The sequence below is a fragment of the Winogradskya consettensis genome, from assembly GCF_018332715.1.
GTDB lineage: Bacteria > Actinomycetota > Actinomycetes > Mycobacteriales > Micromonosporaceae > Actinoplanes > Actinoplanes consettensis.
The window spans coordinates 13565-31245 of record NZ_BOQP01000018.1 but is presented as its reverse complement, the minus strand read 5'-3'; the positions used below and the strand labels follow the sequence as shown (position 1 = coordinate 31245).

Here is a 17681-nt window from a genome sequence, read left to right as displayed (position 1 = left end):
CAGAGAGCATGCCCGTCGACTGGGACAAAGCCCGCGCCCTGGCCTACGAGGCGGGTCGCGCCGCGGCGGCCCCGGCCGAGCGGGTGCCGCTGAGCGTCGCGGACGGCCGCACCCTCGCCGAGCCGCTGGTCGCGCTCAGCGAGCTGCCGGCCTTCCCCACGTCGAGCATCGACGGCTGGGCCGTCCGGGGCCCCGAGCCGTGGCGCCCGATCGGCCGCGTTCTGGCCGGTGACACGCCGGCGCCGCTGACCGCGCCCGGCACCTGCGTGGAGATCGCCACCGGCGCCATGGTCCCGGTCGGCGCCGAGGCGGTGGTCCGCGTCGAGGAGTCGGCGCGTGACGCCGAGGGCCGGGTCACCGGCAGACCCCGGCCCGAGCCCGAGTGGCGCATGCCAGGCGACGAGGCGCGCGAGGGCGAGCAGCTGCTCCCCGCCGGCACCCCGATCGACCCGGCGGTCCTCGGCATGGCCGCCACCTGCGGTTACGACACCATTCCCGTGCGGCCCCTGCCCAGAGCCGCCCTGCTCGTCTTCGGTGACGAGCTGCTCACGAGCGGCCCGCCCGGGGAGGGCCGGGTGCGTGACTCGCTCAGCCCGCTCGTGCCGGCGTGGTTGCGTCGGTCGGGAGCCGCCGTCGACCCGTCCGCCGTGCAGGGCCCGGTGCAGGACACGCTCGAGGCCCATGTCGACGCGATCCGAGCCGGTCTGGCGGTCGCCGACCTGGTCTGCACGACCGGCGGGACGATGCATGGCCCGGTCGACCACCTCCACCCGGCGCTCACCCGGCTCGGCGCGGAATACGTCGTCAACACCGTCGCCGTGCGCCCGGGCTTTCCGATGCTGCTCGCGCGCGTGCCGGGCCCCGACGGTCGCCCGCGCTTCCTCGCCGGGCTTCCGGGCAACCCGCAGTCGGCGGTCATCGCCCTGGTCTCGCTGGTCGCACCGCTGCTCGCCGGGCTGCAGGGCCGCGAGTTGCCGGCGCTGCCCCAGGTCGAGGTGACCGCACCCGTGCCGGGCCGCGGCAGCTTCACCCATCTCTCGCTGGCCGCGCTGGACGCGCGGGGCCGGGCGGTCCCGGTGAGCCACGTCGGTTCGTCGATGCTGCGCGGGCTCGCCAACGCCCACGGCTTCGTCGTGATCCGCCCCGACACGAAAGCCGCGGCCGGGGACCTCGTGCCGTTCCTGCCGCTCCCGCTCTACCCCGGAGAACGCCCATGACCGACTCGATCCGCATCGCCGAGGTCGGCGATGTCCCACTGGACCTGGCCGCGCATGAGAAGGCGGTCGCCGACCCGCGCGCGGGTGCGGTCGTCTCCTTCCAGGGTGTTGTCCGCGACCACGATCACGGCCGCGGCGTGACGCTGCTCGAATACGAGGGCCACCCCACGGCCGGCGCGGTGCTGCGCGAGGTCGCCGCGGAGATCGCCGAAGACCCCGATGTGTACGCCGTGGCGGTCTCGCATCGCGTCGGCACCCTGCAGATCGGGGATGTCGCCATCGTCGCGGCAGTCAGCACGGCGCACCGAGCTGCGGCGTTCGCGGCGTGCGCCCGGCTGGTCGACGAGGCGAAGGCGCGACTGCCGATCTGGAAGCGCCAGGTCTTCACCGACGGCACGGACGAGTGGGTCAACTGCCCGTGAGGTCTCGCCACGGCATGGCGTTGACCAGCAGGATCAGCGCCAGTGCGAACGAGTTGGCGGCGAACGGCCCGCTCAGGCTCCACATCGGAGCCAGGACGAAGAGTAGATACAACAGGACGGCCGCGACCGTGAAGCGGGCGCGCCGTGATCGCCGACATCCTGCGGCGACGTCTCCAAGAACCAGCATGGCCGGCAGCACCCAGATCAACTCCTGCGTGCCGCTGACCGGCCCGGCGATCGCGGCGGTGAGCCCGACCAGCGCGAACGCCGCGACCTCGTTCCCGTCGGTGTGCGCGGCTCGGGCGCGGACCATGCCCACCGCGGTCAGCAACACGGCGAACGACATCCACAGCAGGACCGGAGTGCTGGACGCGTCGTAGAGTCGCGCGAGGACTCCGGCGAGTGACTGGTTGGTGGTCGCGTCGATCGGACCCGCCCGGTCGATGCGCCACAGCACCTCGACGAACCACGCGCGCGTCTCGTCCGGAGCGATGAGCAGGGAGATCAACGCGGCGGCGAGGGCAGTCCCGGTGGCCGTCAGCGCGGCCCGACGCTGCCTGCTGATCAGCAGGTACGCGACGAAGAACGCCGCACTACCGGTCAACGCCGTCGCCAGCCCGATCCCGAGCCCCCGCAGTGCGGAACAGCGCCGGAGCGCGACGATGTCGGCGGTGATCAAGCCGAAGACGAGCAGGTCGAGGGTGCCGAGGCCGAGCGTCGCGCGGACCGGTTCGAGGGTCAGCGCGAGCGCACCCGCGGCGAGCACCACCGGCCAGGTACGCCGCCCGTAGCGCTCGGCGATCGGCCCGATCGCCACGATCAGGGCGAGGCCCAGCGCGGCGACCCCGGCGAGCGCCACGAGCCACCCCGCGACCGCGATCGGCAGGAACGCGGCCGGCGTCATAACCAGCGCGGCGGGCGGCGACATCGCGGTGCCCAGATGCGAGACCGGCGCCCGGTACGCGTACAGCCCGGCGCCGTGCACCCAGCTGCTGATCGCCTCCCGGTCGAGGGCGAGCGTGCTGAACGCGTACCTCTGGGCGATCGTGGTGATCGCGGCGAGGATGCCGACGCAGGCGAGGATGACCACGACGGACCGGGAATTCGTCGATGTCCGCATTGCGGGCATGCCCGACCTCCCCGGCTAGTGACCTCCGCCCCGCTTAACGCCCCGGCCGCCGTTTAGTGATCATCAACCCGGCAGTTTGCGGACCGCCACAGCGATCTTCGCCTCGCGCTTCGCTGTGCGGACGGCGCGCCGCGCCGACCTTTGCGAGCGCGTCACCGCGCGGCTGACCGAGCGCTGGGACCGGTCGATCGCATGCGTGGTGCGGTATTTGAGGCCGGGCTGGCCCTCGGTGTCGGCGGCCGCCAACAGCAGACCACCGAGCAGGCCGAGGTTCTTCAGGAAATGCGTCTGATGCTGTTGACGCTCCTCCTTCGGCACAGCCCAGAACGGGTGACCCGCGATCGTCGTCGGCACCAGACCGGCGGCCAGCACCGCCGCGGACGGACGGGTCAGCCGGCCGCTGGCGAGCAGCAGGCCCGCCGCGACATCGGCGCCGGCCTTGAGTCGGACCAGGGTGCGGGCATCGCTGGGCAGGCGGGGGTCGACCCGCTCGATCAGCGGGCCGACCTGATCGGTCACCCGCTTGGCGGCGGCGACCTTCGAGTCGGGGTCGAGCACGGCACGAACTCCGCTGACAACGAAGATCGCGCCGAGCATGGCACGGGCGGCAGCGCGTACGGGTTTCATAAGCCCGTTATACCCACGATCCCGGGCGCTACGGCTGTGTGCGCAGATACCTGCCGAAGTGCGGGACGGTGAACGCGACCGTTCCGCGCTCGCCGGAGTAGATCAGGCCCTTCTTGATCAGGGCGTCGCGGGCGGGTGACAGGCTGGCCGGGCGGCGGGCGAGCGTCGCCGCGATCTCCGAGGTGGGAACGGCGGCGTCCATGTCGTTGTCCGTCTCGCCGGAGAGCGAGGCCATCGCGCGCATGTATTCGCGCTCGGCCGGGGTCGCCCGCTCGTAGCGCGAGCCGAAGAAGCCGACTGCCAGCTCCGCCTCCGCCTCGGGCGCGGCCACCAGCACATCCTCCGCGGTCACCGGCGAGGTGGGTGCGTGGTCCCAGGTCGCCTTTCCGTACGCCTGGACGAAGTACGGATACCCACCGGACTTCTCGTAGAGCAGTTCCAGCGCCTTGGGCTCGTACTCGACGTCCTCCCGCGCGGCCGGCGCGCAGAGTGCGAGGTCGGCGGCGATCCGGTCGAGCCGGTCGATGCGCTGGTAGCGGAAGAGCCGTTCCGAGTAGGACTTGGCGGCGGACAGCACGGCCGGCAGATGCGGCAGACCGGCACCGACCACGATCAGCGGCGCGCCCAGCTGGGACAACTCGTGACAGGCCGCACACAGCGCCGACACGTCCGCCGGGCCGAGGTCCTGCATCTCGTCGATGAAGAGCGCGATGCCCGTGCCGACATCGGTGGCCAGCGACGCGGCGTCGGTGAAGAGCTCCACCAGGTCGATCTCGATGTCGCCGGAATCCGCTCGGCCGCGCGCGGGCGGCACGTCGATGCCGGGCGTCCACCGGTCGCGCAGCTTCACGTTCTCGTCGTTGACACGTAGCGCGAACGCCTTGAGCACCGCCAGCACCTCGTCGACCCGCTCGGGGTTGCGGTGGTGCGGGGTCAGCTCGCGGATCGCCATGTGCAGGGCAGCCGAGACCGGGCGGCGCAGCGACTGGTCCGGGCGCGCTTCGATCTTGCCGGTGCCCCAGAGCCGGCCGATCGCCGCGGAGCGCAGTGTGTTGAGCAGCACGGTCTTGCCGACGCCGCGCAGACCGGTCAGGACGAGGCTGCGTTCGGGGCGGCCCCGGGCGACCCGCTCGAGGACGACGTCGAACGCGCCCAGCTCGCGGCTGCGCCCGGCCAGCTCGGGTGGGCGTTGGCCGGCGCCGGGGGCGTACGGATTGCGGATCGGATCCACGGAGAGCACCGTATCGGGCAGGCCGGACCCGACGCTAGAGTCCTCTTGGATCGTCTAAGAAATACGCTAGAGAGCGCTAGTTGCTGCCATACTCGCGGAGGCAGAGCACGAAGTCGAGGCTGTCCAGCTCGGAGTCGTAGAAGTACCACTTCGTGTACTTGTCGACCTTGCTGCACTTGTTCTCGGCATCCGCCTCGCCGGTGGTGCGGCCGTCGACCCGTTTGAGCACTTCGTACGCGCCGTCGGTGCAGGTGACGATCTTGAGCTGAGGGCTGTCGTCGGCGTTGCTCTCATTACGCACGCACTGACCCTTGCCGACGAACCGGGCGTCCTTGCTGGTTTGCGGCTCCGGCACGACGTCGTCATCCTCGGTGCCGCGGGTGGCCGGCGCCGACGACGGCCCGGCATCGAGCACGCTCCCCGGGTCTCCCCTGGTCACCAGCCAGGCGGCGGTGCCGAGACCGCCGCAGATCAGCAGGCCGAGCACGGCCACGAGCGCGATGATCGGCCCGTTGGTGCGCTTGCGGGGCGACGGTGCCGGGGAAGGCTGGTGCCAGACCGGCGGTGGCTGCGGGATGTGCTGCGGGGGCGGGGTGTAGGCCTCGGACGGGGATGAGGTGTAGGGCTCGGGTGCGGCTGAGACCGGGTGGCCTCCCCACCCCGGGGCCGGTGGCGGTGCGGCTTCGCCCCAGGGATCGGACGGCTCCGCATACGGCTCGCCGGACCCCGGCACGCCCCCGGTCGACCAGCCCTGACCGGAATACGGGCCGTTCTGCGACATCGGGAAATCCTCCAGGCGGGTTCGCTGTACGACACCGTAGCGTGCACATGTGACGGTGACCTTGACTGCGGGCTCGTGCGCCCTCAGGTGTCGGTAACCGGACGCGCACTTTGCCCCTTTCCGGGGATAGCGTCCGTGCTCATGTCCCTCCCGCTGACCCTTGGCGCGGCGCTCTTCGGCGGCGCCGGTGCCGCCTTCCTCCCCCGCGTCGCTCACCGCCTGGCGGTGCCGCGCGGCACCGAACCCCGGACCACCTGCGCTCACTGCGACACACCCTTGATGACTTGGGTACGCGCGGGAGCTGCCTGTTCGTGCCGCCGTTTCCCCGCGTGCACGATCGGCGCGGGCGCCGTGGCCACGGGGTTGCTCGGCGCTGCGCTCGGTGAGTCGCTGATGCTGCTGGTCCTGCTGCCCGCGACGCTGCTCGGGGTGCTGCTCGCCGTGGTCGATGTGAGCTGTCTACGGCTGCCGAACGTGCTCGTGGCTGCCTTCGCGGTTGTTTCCGCAGGTCCGCTCGTTATCGGCGGGGATGCGGCGCGGGTCTGGTGGGCATTGGGGGCGGCGTTTGCGTGCTTTGTCGCGTACGGTGCGATCTCGATCCTGCCCGGGAACGGCCTGGGTCTGGGCGATGTGAAGCTTGCCACCGTCCTGGCCTTTGTCCTGGGTTTCGCGGGCCGGCCCGCGCTGATCCTGGGGCTGCTCCTGCCGCATCTGATCAACGGAGCTGTCGTGCTGGTGCTGCTCAGCCTGCGGCGGGTGAGCCGCCGGACCGTGCTTCCGTTCGGTCCGGCGCTGCTCAGCGGCGCGCTATTAGCTCTCGTCTCGACTCAAAGCAGTCTGAGCTGACGGTCCTTCGGGCGTGCGGGCACAGCATCGCCGATCCGCTCGAACAGGCCCGGGTCGATCGCGTCGAGGAACGGGCTCGGCGACTGCTCCCGCTCGCTGCCGTGCCGGAACCGGCGGGCCGCGTGCGTGACGTAGAGCCGATCCTGGGCGCGGGTGAGCCCGACGAAGAACAGCCGGCGCTCCTCGGCGACCTCGTCATCCGTCGGCTTGCCACCCGGCCAGCGCAGCGGCAGCAGGCCGTCCTCGCAGCCGATCAGGAACACGATCGGGAATTCGAGGCCCTTCGCTGCATGCAGCGTGAGCAGGTTGACCGCCTCAGCACGCGGGTCCAGGGCATCCACCTCGGCCCCCGTCGCGATCTCCTGCAGGAAGTCGGTCAGGTCCTCGCCCGTCCGCCGGGCCAGCGGCGTGAGCAGGTCAGCGGCCGTCCAGATGTCCTCCGGCGCCAACTGCTCGGCGTCGAGCGTGGGGGCCGAATAACGCTGGGCGAGCACCTGCGCGGCCTGCTTGACCCGCGCGACGAGCGTTCCACTCCCGGCGTTCCGCAGCTCTTGGGCGATCACCTGCACACCCGGCCGGTCCCGCAGACGGTTGTGCGACCGCTTCTGCACCGGTACGCCGGCCCGGGACAACGCGTCCACCACGGCTTGCGACTGCGCGTCGGTGCGATACAGCACTGCGATGTCCGAGAACGACAACGTGCCCGGTGCCACCGCGCGCGAATCGATTCGGCCGGTGTCGAGCGAGCGGTGCGACAGGCCGCCGACCAGCTCGTCCACCGTACGCACAACGAAGTCGGCCTCGTCCGCGGTGCTGCCCGCGAAATAGCGCCCCACCAGCGGCGACTCCGGGTTGACCCGGGCCGGATCCAGCCGCCGGCCGCTCACCAGCGACGTCGGCGCGATCGCCTGCACGGCCGCGGCCAGGATCGGCGCCGACGACCGGTAGTTACGGGTCAGCCGGACCAGCCGAGCATCCGCGAAGTCCTGGTTGAAGCGCAGGAAGTAGCCCACGTCCGCACCGCGGAACGAGTAGATCGCCTGGTCGGGGTCGCCGATCGCGCACAGGTTGCCGTCCGCGGGGCTGAGCAGGCGCAACAGCTCGTACTGCGTGTCGTCGACGTCCTGATACTCGTCGACGAAGATCCACTGCCACTGTTTGCGGTACTTGTCGACCAGCGCAGGCTCGTCCCGCAGCAGCGCCACGGGCATCGTGAGCAGGTCGTCCAGATCGACGAGATCCTGCTGGCGGAGCAGCTTGAGGTAGGCGGCGTCGTCATCGCCGGCCTGCTCACGCGCGGCGGCTCGCTCGGTGTCGTCGGCGATCCGCCACCCCGCAGCCAGCCCGGCGGCCTTCGCGTTCTCCTTGAGGATGGTCAGGCCGATCGAGTGGAACGTGCCGACCGTGAGGTCCTGCGCGACATCACCCATCAGCGCGTCCAGCCGGGCCCGCATCTCCTCGGCGGCGCGCCGAGTGAATGTGATGGCCAGGCAGCGGTGCGGGAAGACATTCATCTCGGCACACAGGTACGCGATCCGGTGCGTCAGCGTCCGCGTCTTGCCCGTGCCCGGACCCGCCACGATGAGCAACGGACCACCCGGCGCGGAAGCGGCCACCCGCTGCATCGCGTCGAGCCGGTCGAGCAGGCCGGTGCCGACCTCCTCCATACCGGTCAGCGTCGGCTCGAACGGCTCATGCGGCGACGCGGGCTGCTGAATCGGCGGCGCCTTCTTGACCGGCTCCTTCACCTTCGGCTTCGCCGGGCTCTTCTTCGGCACCGGGGCACGCCCGATCGCGGGCTCCGCCTTGCGCTGCTGAGGGACGGGAACCATGTCGAACAGTGTCTCGGACTGCGGCTCGTTCTTCCTGAGCTCCCCGGGCCCGAACAGCGTGATCACGCCGTACTCGCCGTCGTAGCCCGGCACCCGCCGCACGTCACCGCGTCGCAGCCGGGTGATCGCTTCCTGCAACTCCTCGCCGCCGTGCTGCCCGATGTCGTCGAGCGGCACCTTGCGCAGGATGTCCAGCTCCGGCCCGAGCTTCGCGACCACGTTGGTGAGCTGGCCGTCCACGGTCTTCGACTTCGGGCCGACGCCGTTGATCTCACCGATGATCTCGGCGAGCTGGATCAGGTGCTCGACACTGTTCTTCCGGGCCTTCGGCGCCTCGCGGTCGGCCAGGTCCTCGACTCGGCTGAGCACACCGACGGTGAGGGGCTTGCCGCACTCGGGGCAGCGACCGCCAGCTGCTCGGGTTGTGGCCGGCTCCCAGTTGACGTTGCACACCCGGTGCCCGTCGGCGTGGTACTTGCCTTCCTCGGGGAAGAACTCCAGCGTGCCCGCGAGGCCCTTGCCGTCCTTGATCGCGAAGTAGTCGGGCGTACCCGTGAAGAGCGTGGCCTCCCGCGCCAGCGCCGCCGGCGAATGCGCGTCGGAGTTCGACACCAGCCGGTAGCGGTCGAGGCTCGACACCCGCCAGTTCATCTCCGGGTCGGAGGAGAGACCGGTCTCGACCGCCGTGATGTGATCGGCGAGGTCGGCGTAGCAGTCGGCGATCGCGTCAAAACCCGACTTCGAACCCAGCGCCGAGAACCACGGGGTCCAGATGTGCGCCGGCACCAGGTAGCCGTCCGGGCTGGCCTCCAGCACGATCTCCAGCAGATCGCGCGAGTCCAGGCCGAGGATCGGCCGCCCGTCAGCGGTGAGGTTCCCGATCCGGCCCAGCGCCGTGTTGAACCGGGCAGCGGCCTCAAAATCGGGCATATAGATCAGATGATGGACCTTACGCGTACGGTCGTCACGCTTGTAGATCGTCGAGATCTCCACGCTGAGCATGAACCGGGCCGCGTCGGCCGCCTGCAACGATCCTGGCAGGCGTTTCGTGACGTCGGCCTCGGCGTCCGCACCCAGGCGGAAAAGACCGGCCTCGTCCGCGGGCCGGAGGCTTTCGCGCAGGTGATCGAACCAGGCGGGATGGGTGAAGTCGCCGGTTCCGAGCACCGAGATGCCCTTACGCCGGGCCCACCAGGCCAGGTTGGGGAGGGTGAGGTCACGGCTGCAGGCACGCGAATACCGGGAGTGGATGTGCAGATCCGCGACGTACGTGTCCGCGGCAACCGAGGACCCTGCGCTGTCCGAGGGCACGCTGCATCCTGTCACGAGCGCGCCGGGCGCCTGAAGCCGCCACGCTCGAAGTGACATAACCGATCCACGATTGAATCCTGCGGAGATCCCCGCCGTGGCTCAACCCAATACTCAAGATTCACTCGGGCGCGCCGCGTTTCCGCTCCCTCTTCACGGGTCACTTCGTCCGCAGCTCGATGACTGTCACCTGCGGAGGTGCACCCACCCGGACCGGCGGGCCCCAGAACCCGGCCCCGTTGGTCACGTAGACCGGCACCCCGTCAACCTCCCCGAACCCGCTCACCACGGGCTGCTGCAGCTTCACCAGCAGGTTGAACGGCGCCATCTGCCCGCCATGCGTATGCCCGGAAACCTGCAGATCGACCCCGTAAGGCGCCGCCTGCCTCGCCGCGACCGGCTGATGAGCCATCAACACAACAGGCCGACTGAGATCCCGATCACCCAGAGCCCGCCCAAAATCAGGCCCGTCCCCCACCTCAACCCCACCAAGATCATTCACTCCGGCCAGGTCCAGCCCATCCAACTCCACCCGCTCATTCCGCAACGGCCGCACCCCCAGCCGCCCCACCTCATCAACCCACTCCCGATACCCCGAGTAGTACTCATGGTTCCCGGTCACGAAGTAAGCCCCCCGCCGCGACCGAATCCCCGCCAACGGAGCAGCAACATCCCCCAGCTCAGCCACGCTCCCATCAACCAGGTCCCCCACCACGCAGACAATGTCCGCATCCACCGAGTTGATGACCTCAACGATCCGCCGCGTATGCCCGATCCCCGTCAACGGCCCAAGATGAATATCCGAAACCACAGCCAGCCGGGTCCCATCCATCCCCCGGGGCAACTTCGCCAAAGGCATGACAACCCGATCAATCTGCGGCCTACCCATGGCGGTCCTCACCCCGTACCCGGTCACCCCGGCAGCAGTAAGCCCCGCAAAAATCGCCATCCCCCGAGCAAGCACCAACCGCCGCTCAACCCCACCCCGCTGCCCATCCCCCTCAGCCAGCGACCTATCCGCACCACTCAGCCCTCCGGCGCCGCTCAGGCTGTCCGCGCTGGTGGGCCTTTCCGCGTCGGCCGGTCCTGCGACGCTGGTCGGGCCTTCCTTGCTGGCTGGGCCTGCGACGCTGGTCGGGCTTGCGGTGTCGGCCGTGCCCGCTGTGTCGGCCTTGCTTGTGGTGCCGGCCTTGCTTGTGGTGCCGGTCGGGCCTGCGGTGCTGCTCAGGGTTTCCGTGCCGGTCGGGTTCTCTGCGCTGTTCGGGGCTCCGGCGCGGCCGACTTTCTCCGCGTTCGTGGGCTCATCTGTGCGACCCGCAGCGGCATGCACCGCCGATCCTGCTTCTGCCCGCTGCCCATCCCCAGCGTCCGACCGAACCTCGGCGCCTGAAACCCCCGCGTCCGTCCCGACCGTGGCGACCTCAGCGCCCGGCTCGCCCGCGGTTCCGCCCTCGCTGCCGACCCGTGGGCGGCCAGCCTGTTCCCCCGTTACTCGCACAGCAGTCTTCGCGCGCGAGCCCTCGCGTCGCCGAAGCCACAGTGAGGCAGCCAGGCGCGGAATTTCCAGCGCGGCCAGGGTCACCAACAGATAGAACATGAGCGCGATCCACAGATAGCCGGGCCACGCCAGCCACTTCACGTGACCGCTGCGGACCCCGACCAGCGTGACCGGCGCCAGGAACGCGAGCACAACGGCGACAACGCCACCAATTCTCCGCGCGCGCCCCTTGCGAAGCGGGTCGCGAACCAGTCGCTTCCAGAGGTAAAGGTGGATCAGGCCGACAACAACGATGATCAGCCCGACGAACCCGATCAAGCTCAACCCCCAGCGAATGGCGGCAGGACGTCAACCGTCACGCCGGCGGGTAGCTCCGCCGACCGATCATGGCAGGCAAGCCCGTCAACCAGGAAACTGGCTGCCTTGAGCACAACGGCAAGACTCTCACCATGGCGTCGCGTGAGCTCAGCGGCCAGCTCATCCAGCGACCCAGCCGAGATCAATTCCTCCCGTACGCCCCCGGCGGCCGCCCGGGCTCCCGCGAAGTACCGCACCTGCACCACGTCGATCAGCCCCCGATCGCCGACATGGGCCGGTCGGGCTGGAGGAATGAAGGGTCGTCGATGCCATGGCCCGCTTTCTTGCCCCACATAGCAATCCGCCAGGCCTCGGCGATCTCCTCATCGGAACCACCGCCCCGAATCAGCCCGCGAAGATCAGTCTCCCCGGTAGCGAACAAGCAGTTACGCACCTGTCCGTCAGCGGTCAACCGGGTCCGGTCGCAGTCGCCGCAGAACGGCCTGGTCACACTCCCGATGACTCCGACCCGGGCAGGATTCCCCGCCGCATCCCGGTAGCCCGGAACCAACCACGTCTCAGCGGGCGCTGTTCCACGTGAAACAGAGTCAGGTATCAGCCCAAAGGGTGACAAAGATTCCAGAATCGCCTCGGCGGTCACCATCTCGTGCCGGTCCCACTGGTGCTGGGCGTCAAGCGGCATCTGCTCGATGAACCGCAGCTCATACCCATGGTCGAGCGCGAACTGCAACAGTGCAGGAGCCTCGCCGTCGTTGATCCCCCGCATGAGAACGGTATTGATCTTCACCGGTGTCAGCCCGGCAGCCGCAGCCCCCGCCAACCCCTTGAGCACGTCAGCATGCCGATCGCGATGCGTGAGCTCCATGAACCGCGCCGGCGAGAGCGTATCGAGCGAAACATTCACCCGGTCCAACCCCGCATCCCGAAGCGCCCCGGCCATCCGCTCGAGCCCGATGCCGTTCGTGGTGATCGACATCTTCGGCCGAGGCTCCAGCCGAGCAACCCCAGCCAGGATCCCCACCAGCCCCCGCCGGATAAGCGGCTCCCCGCCGGTGAACCGAACCCCGGTAATCCCCAGCTGCGTAACCGCAACCCGGATCAACCGTCCCACCTCGTCATCGCTGAGCTGCTGCTCCCGAGGCATCCAGGCAAGCCCCTCTTCAGGCATGCAGTAGTTGCATCGAAGGTTGCACCGATCGGTCAACGACACCCGCAGATCGGTAGCCACCCGCCCGAACTGGTCAGCAAGCAACCCACTCCCACGAACAGACACCCGCGGCAGCACAACAGGCAGGCCAACCTCAGTCACCGTCCGAACCTAGCGCGATCTCAAACAAACCGCCGTTACGCAAACCACTGCACCGCCCCCCAGCACCCCCACCGACCACACAGACTCCCCGATCCCCACACCCTGCCCCCACTTCACCCAAACACCCCGCACCCCAACGAACCACCCCGTGCCGCGCCCTTCCTCCGGCCACCGCCCGTCCCGCTCCCTGCACCGCCCGCTCCCTGCACCGCCCGCTCCTTGCCGTGCCCGCTCCTTGCCGTGCCCGCTCCTTGCCGTGCCCGCTCCTTGCCGTGCCCGCTCCTTGCCGTGCCCGCTCCTTGCCGTGCCCGCTCCTTGCCGTGCCCGCTCCTTGCCGTGCCCGCTCCTTGCCGTGCCCGCTCCCTGCCGTGCCCGCTCCCTACCGTGCCCGCTCCCTGCGCCGCACCTCAAGCGCGGAGGACCGCATCCGCCGCTGCCCGAACCGACCCGCGATACGACTCTCCGAAAGCGGCCGCATGCACCAACAACAGGTGCAACTGATGCAGAGGCACCCGTGCTTGCCAGCCGTCACTCAGCGGCCACACCTCCTCGTACCCGGAAAGGATCTCCCGCAGGAAGGGCGCACCGCCAAAGAGCGCCAACTGAGCCAGATCCGTCTCCCGATGCCCTCCGTGAGCCGCCGGATCGATGAGCCACGAACGGTTGCCGGCGCCCCACAGCACGTTCCCCGGCCACAGATCGCCATGGATGCGCGCCGCGGGCTCGTCCCCGCCGTACGAGTCGATCCGGGTGAGGATGTGCTCGATGGCAGCGACGTCCTCCGCCTGCAACGCGCCGCGGTCTGCCGACATCTCGAGGTACGGCATGAGGCGGCGATGCGCGAACCACTGCGCCCACGGTTCCGAGGAGGGCGTGTTGTCCTGGTGCAGCGGACCGATGAACCCCACCCACGGCGCCCCAAAGCTCTGTGCCCCCGCTCGGTGAACGCCGGCAAGCTCCCCGCCGAACCGCCGGGCCGCCTCCGCGGAGGGCTGACCCGGGTTGATCCATTCCAGCGCGAGCATCTCGTCCAGCGCGGCGAATACCTCGGGAACGGGGGCGCCACCGGCTTCGCGTAGCCAATTCAGGCCGGCGGCCTCGGTGGCGAAGAAATGCTCGGGCGGGGTCCCCGACGGCCATGTCTTGGTGAAGATCGATGAGCCATCGTCCAAGGTCAGGCGGGATGCCTTGCATACGTCACCGCCTCCCACGGGCGTTTCTCGAATCCGCTGGTGGGTGAGAAATGTCGGGAGATGCTGGGGATGCGCGCGCAGATATGCCAGATCCACCGGCTTATCTTCCGCTTCGGGTTACAGCGTGCCCAATTCGGAGTCAAAATGTCGGCATGACACCTGTCGCGGTGCGTTCGTACCGGCCGAGCGATCACAGCGCCGGCCGACGTCTGTGGGCCGAGCTGACCTCGGAGCACAACAACATGTACGGGGACCTGTCCGACGACGGCGGGGCAGGTTTCGAGGAATACCTGACCAGGCTCGATCTCGGTGGACTCTGGGTGGCCGACCACGCGGATGACGGCGTCGTCGGCCTGGTCGGATTGATCATCCGGGGCCGCGCGGGTGAAGTCGAGCCGGTCGTGGTCACCATGACCCACCGCCACAAGGGTGTGGGGCGCAAGCTGCTGCGCCATGTGGCTCAAGAGGCCAAGAAGCGCAGCATGCAGTCGTTGACGATCTCGCCGTCGTCGCGAAACGTCGAGGCGATCCGCAGCCTGCACGCGGCCGGTTATGACGTGGTGTCGTCCATCGAGCTGACGATGCATCTGGATCATCAGACGCACGACTGGCAGCAGGATGGACTGGAGCTGCACGCGCTTCAATTCCGCTCCTGACCTCGGGCTTGTTCGGTCCCTGAAGCCTTCCACAACGTGGCGGGGTATCGACGGTTATCCACAATGCGGGGCTGTCCACAGGCTTTGAGGATCGATCCTGGGCCGGACCCGAACTTCGGCCACTCTTCCCGGCATGCAAAAGCTGAAAATCAACTCGAACGCCGACCTGCTGTCCGTGTTGCCCTTCATGATCGGCTTCCATCTGGAGGACAGCCTGGTCGTTTTCGCGATCAAAGGTTCCCTGCCCCTCTTCGTGGCTCGGACTGATCTGCCGGAGCGCGGGACCACCGAGCTCGAGATGCGTGAGCCGATGCTTCACCTGGCGGCATGCGTGGCGGAGAACCAGGTCGACGGCGTGATCGTTCTCGGCTACGGGCAGGCCGTTCGCGTCACTCCCGCCGTCAAATACCTCTCCAGGTGCATGACCGCGACGGACGTGACGGTCATCGACGAGCTTCGCGTCACGAACGGTCGCTATTGGTCATATCTGTGCGACGACCTGGTGTGCTGCCCGATCGAAGGTTCCGTCTGCCCGCCACACGGCAGCCTTCTGGCCGCTGAGGCGACCCTCGCGGGGGCGGTCGCCCTGACCAGCCGCAAGGAGCTGGAGGAGCGGCTGGCGCCGGTGACAGGTGTGGAGCGACGCTCCACCGACGAGGCCGAGGTCCGTGCGCTGGCCCGCCTGATGCGGATGAGCGGTGACGTGTCCAGCGAAGTGCGTCCCGGCACGCGGCGGAGCCGGGAGGGCATCGCCTCCGAGCAGGTCAGTCGGCTCGATCGGCAACTCAAGAAATCGGGTCGCGCCGCGGTGCGGGCGGCGGAGCAGCGCTATCGCTCGGGTGGACAGTTAAACCATGACGAGATGGCCTGGCTGCTTCTCGTTCTCAAGCACGCGCACATCCGTGACTACGCGTGGACGCGTTCGGGCACCGACGACTGGGAGATTAGGTTCTGGTCCGACGCGGTTCGCCGAGCCAGTTCCGAGTTCGTGGCGCCGCCGGCCTCATTGCTCGCCTTCATCGCGTGGCGTGCCAACCAGGGGCCGCTGGCATGCATCGCAGTCGACCGCGCCCTCGATGCCGATGCCGACTATTCGATGGCCCTGATGATGAACGGCGTCCTGTCCGACGCACTCCCGCCGGACGTGGTGAGCGATTGGCCGGCGCTCGAAGGACTGGACGAGATCCTGCTGGCGCGCGGTGAGCGGTTCGACGCCGACAATCCCGATCTCGATCCGGACGAGACCGTCGGCTCACCGGTGGAAGGCGGCCGGCCGATGCCTGCTGACGAGTCCGCAGCGGTGCCTCAGCCAGCTCACGGCGGGGTTGACACCGCCGCGGAGGAAAACGTCGCCGCCGATGATCCGATCACCGAGGCCGACACGGCCGACGAGAGCGAACACCTGCCGGATGTCGATCCCGAACGCAACCTACTGCCCTTCAGGAGACCTGGGGCGACGCTTGTGAAGCCCGATGCCGGCCGGCGGAGTGGCAGGGACGAGGACCATTCCCCGTCCCGCCACCCCACCCACCGTCGGCTCTGAGGAGCTGCTGATGCCTATTTGTACGGGTTCACGGGCGCTCGGTCTCCTGACGCACCGTTTCTGCTCCGAGGTCACCCTGCTTCAACGCCGTCGTGGCCGCGCCCGGGGTCGGGTTGTCCGCGGTCTGGTTCAGGCCTGGCACGCGGTCTTCGACGACAAACGTCGCGCGGGTGTGGACGGGTGCGTCGGGGCGCGTCACGTAGGGCAGGACCCGGAAATCCGCTGTGAGGTCGGCGGGGGTGATCCGGGTCCGGACGTAACCGCGCTGGTTGTTGTAGAAGCGCAGGTGAGGATTCCACGCTGCCCAGGGATGCGCGCTCGGGACCACGTCCGCGCCGTCACCAGTGGAGGTGATCGACGAGCAGACCAGTTCCGTGCCGACCGTTCGCGACGTGGGGTCGGTCCAGTCGAGCTTCAGGTCATCCGCCCAGTGGGCGTGCACGTCGCCCGTCAGGACCACGGGATTGCGTACGCCCGCGTCCACCCAGCCCTTCGTGATTCGCTCGCGGGACGCGGCATAGCCGTCCCAGCTGTCCATGCTGACCACCGAGGCGGGACCCGAGTTGTTGTCGCGCTGACCGAAGAACACCTGCTGGCCCAGGACGTCCCAGCGGGCCGTCGAGCGCCGGAAGCCGTCGATGAGCCACTGCTCCTGCTCGGGTCCGGTGATCGAGCGGGCCGGGTCGAGAGCAGCCGGGCAGTCCTTGTAGCCGTCCCCGCAGCCCTGGTCGTCGCGGAACTGGCGGGTGTCGAGCATGTGGAAGGTGGCGAGACGACCCCAGCGCAGCCGGCGGTAGAGCTGCATGTCGATGCCGCGGGGGATCGAGGTGCGCCGCAGTGGCATGTTCTCGTAGTAGGCCTGGAACGCCGCGGCCCTGCGCGCGAGGAAATTCGGGTCGGGCTGCTCGGGCACCTCGTCCGCCCAGTTGTTCTCGATCTCGTGGTCGTCGAAGACCACCGCCCACGGGGCGACCGCGTGGGCGGCCTGCAGATCGGGATCCGTCTTGTACTGGGCATGGCGCTGGCGGTAATTGGCCAGGGTCACCGTCTCGGGGCCCTCATGGTCGCGGGGGTTCCCACCCGGGATGTTGTAGGTGTCCGGCGCGTATTCGTACTGGTAGTCACCCAGGTGCAGGACCAGCTCCGGCTCGTCCTCGGCCAGCCGCCGGTAGGCGGTGAAGTACCCGTGCTCGTATTGCGAGCACGACACGAAGGACATCGCGAGGGCGGCGGGCGTCGTCCAGGGCGCCGGCGCCGTACGAGTCCGGGCGGTAGGGGAGACGTAACGCTCGGCCTTGAAACGGTAGAAATACTCGCGGCCGGGCAGCAGGCCGTTCAGCTCCACGTGCACGCTGTGCGCGGCCGAGGCGCGGGCGATGGTGACGCCGCGACGCACGACGTGGCGGAACAGCTCGTCCGCCGCCACCTCCCACTGCACAGGGACGTCGCGGGCGGGCATGCCGCCGAGTCCGTCATCGGCGAGTGGTGTGGGTGCCAAACGGGTCCACAGGACGAACCCGTCGTCCTCCGGGTCCCCCGATGCGAGTCCGAGAGTGAACGGATCGGAGCGCAGCGGACCCCGGTATACGGCAGCGGAGGCGGCCAGGGGCCATGTCGTCGCGGCGGTGGCCGCGCCGGCCGCGGCGCTGCTGAGCAGGAGGGTACGTCGGGTGAGTGCCATGTCGGTGCTCCCAGCGTTCCGGGGTTACGGACGCTGGAAATCCTCATGGCCGTGAATGTCTCGGCCGCGCTGCCCAGATTAATGCCGTCC

General features: G+C 69.2%; 14 protein-coding genes and 1 pseudogene. 5 read left to right on the top strand and 10 right to left on the bottom strand.

The window, feature by feature from the left end; translation table 11 throughout:
• Window positions 1-8: 8 nt before the first annotated feature.
• Both Aco04nite_RS19215 and Aco04nite_RS19210 read left to right on the top strand, forming a co-directional pair.
• Window positions 9-1217: a molybdopterin molybdotransferase MoeA gene (locus Aco04nite_RS19215; protein ID WP_212998635.1), complete on the top strand. Its 1209-nt coding sequence runs from the start codon at window positions 9-11 to the stop codon at window positions 1215-1217.
• Window positions 1214-1639, top strand: a complete 426-nt coding sequence (locus Aco04nite_RS19210) for a molybdenum cofactor biosynthesis protein MoaE (RefSeq protein WP_212998618.1) — start codon at window positions 1214-1216, stop codon at window positions 1637-1639. The genes Aco04nite_RS19215 and Aco04nite_RS19210 overlap by 4 nt, the downstream gene beginning before the upstream one ends.
• On the opposite strand, the gene Aco04nite_RS19205 is transcribed toward Aco04nite_RS19210, so the two are convergent.
• From Aco04nite_RS19205 to Aco04nite_RS19190, 4 genes are all read right to left on the bottom strand, one after another.
• Complete coding sequence (locus tag Aco04nite_RS19205) at window positions 1626-2768, bottom strand: glycosyltransferase 87 family protein (RefSeq protein ID WP_212998617.1); 1143 nt, start codon at window positions 2766-2768, stop codon at window positions 1626-1628. The genes Aco04nite_RS19210 and Aco04nite_RS19205 overlap by 14 nt on opposite strands.
• A 63-nt stretch (window positions 2769-2831) precedes the next feature.
• A complete protein-coding gene (locus Aco04nite_RS19200) occupies window positions 2832-3395 on the bottom strand; it encodes a DoxX family protein (protein ID WP_212998616.1) in 564 nt (187 codons plus the stop codon).
• Window positions 3396-3423: 28 nt separating this feature from the next.
• Window positions 3424-4626, bottom strand: coding sequence for an ATP-binding protein (locus Aco04nite_RS19195; RefSeq protein ID WP_212998615.1), 1203 nt, complete (start codon window positions 4624-4626; stop codon window positions 3424-3426).
• A gap of 76 nt (window positions 4627-4702) precedes the next feature.
• Window positions 4703-5407, bottom strand: coding sequence for an LppU/SCO3897 family protein (locus Aco04nite_RS19190; RefSeq protein ID WP_212998614.1), 705 nt, complete (start codon window positions 5405-5407; stop codon window positions 4703-4705).
• Window positions 5408-5548: 141 nt separating this feature from the next.
• On the opposite strand from Aco04nite_RS19190, the gene Aco04nite_RS19185 reads away from it, so the two are divergent.
• Window positions 5549-6253 (top strand): prepilin peptidase, encoded by a 705-nt coding sequence (locus tag Aco04nite_RS19185; protein ID WP_244876113.1) that lies wholly within the window; start codon window positions 5549-5551, stop codon window positions 6251-6253.
• Here Aco04nite_RS19185 and Aco04nite_RS19180 read toward each other — a convergent pair.
• From Aco04nite_RS19180 to Aco04nite_RS19155, 5 genes and pseudogenes are all read right to left on the bottom strand, one after another.
• Window positions 6235-9453 (bottom strand): UvrD-helicase domain-containing protein, encoded by a 3219-nt coding sequence (locus tag Aco04nite_RS19180; protein ID WP_438874923.1) that lies wholly within the window; start codon window positions 9451-9453, stop codon window positions 6235-6237. The genes Aco04nite_RS19185 and Aco04nite_RS19180 overlap by 19 nt on opposite strands.
• Before the next feature lie 100 nt (window positions 9454-9553).
• Window positions 9554-10366: pseudogene (locus Aco04nite_RS19175) on the bottom strand (metallophosphoesterase); the annotation flags it as partial.
• An 845-nt stretch (window positions 10367-11211) separates the two neighbouring features.
• Window positions 11212-11502, bottom strand: coding sequence for a MoaD/ThiS family protein (locus Aco04nite_RS19165; protein ID WP_438874924.1), 291 nt, complete (start codon window positions 11500-11502; stop codon window positions 11212-11214).
• Complete coding sequence (gene moaA / locus Aco04nite_RS19160; RefSeq protein WP_244876112.1) at window positions 11460-12518, bottom strand: GTP 3',8-cyclase MoaA; 1059 nt, start codon at window positions 12516-12518, stop codon at window positions 11460-11462. The genes Aco04nite_RS19165 and moaA overlap by 43 nt, the downstream gene beginning before the upstream one ends.
• A gap of 407 nt (window positions 12519-12925) precedes the next feature.
• On the bottom strand, window positions 12926-13807 hold the full coding sequence (locus tag Aco04nite_RS19155; protein ID WP_212998611.1) for a fructosamine kinase family protein: 882 nt from the start codon (window positions 13805-13807) through the stop codon (window positions 12926-12928).
• Window positions 13808-13863: 56 nt separating this feature from the next.
• Here Aco04nite_RS19155 and Aco04nite_RS19150 point away from each other — a divergent pair, with 56 nt between their 5' ends.
• Both Aco04nite_RS19150 and Aco04nite_RS19145 read left to right on the top strand, forming a co-directional pair.
• The gene (locus Aco04nite_RS19150; protein WP_212998610.1) at window positions 13864-14367 is read left to right on the top strand and encodes a GNAT family N-acetyltransferase; all 504 of its coding nucleotides are present in this window, start codon (window positions 13864-13866) and stop codon (window positions 14365-14367) included.
• Window positions 14368-14500: 133 nt separating this feature from the next.
• The gene (locus Aco04nite_RS19145) at window positions 14501-15910 is read left to right on the top strand and encodes a DUF4192 domain-containing protein (protein WP_212998609.1); all 1410 of its coding nucleotides are present in this window, start codon (window positions 14501-14503) and stop codon (window positions 15908-15910) included.
• A gap of 28 nt (window positions 15911-15938) precedes the next feature.
• Here Aco04nite_RS19145 and Aco04nite_RS19140 read toward each other — a convergent pair whose 3' ends face one another.
• Entirely contained in the window at window positions 15939-17591 is a 1653-nt protein-coding gene (locus Aco04nite_RS19140) for an alkaline phosphatase D family protein (protein ID WP_212998608.1), read from the bottom strand.
• Window positions 17592-17681: the final 90 nt, after the last annotated feature.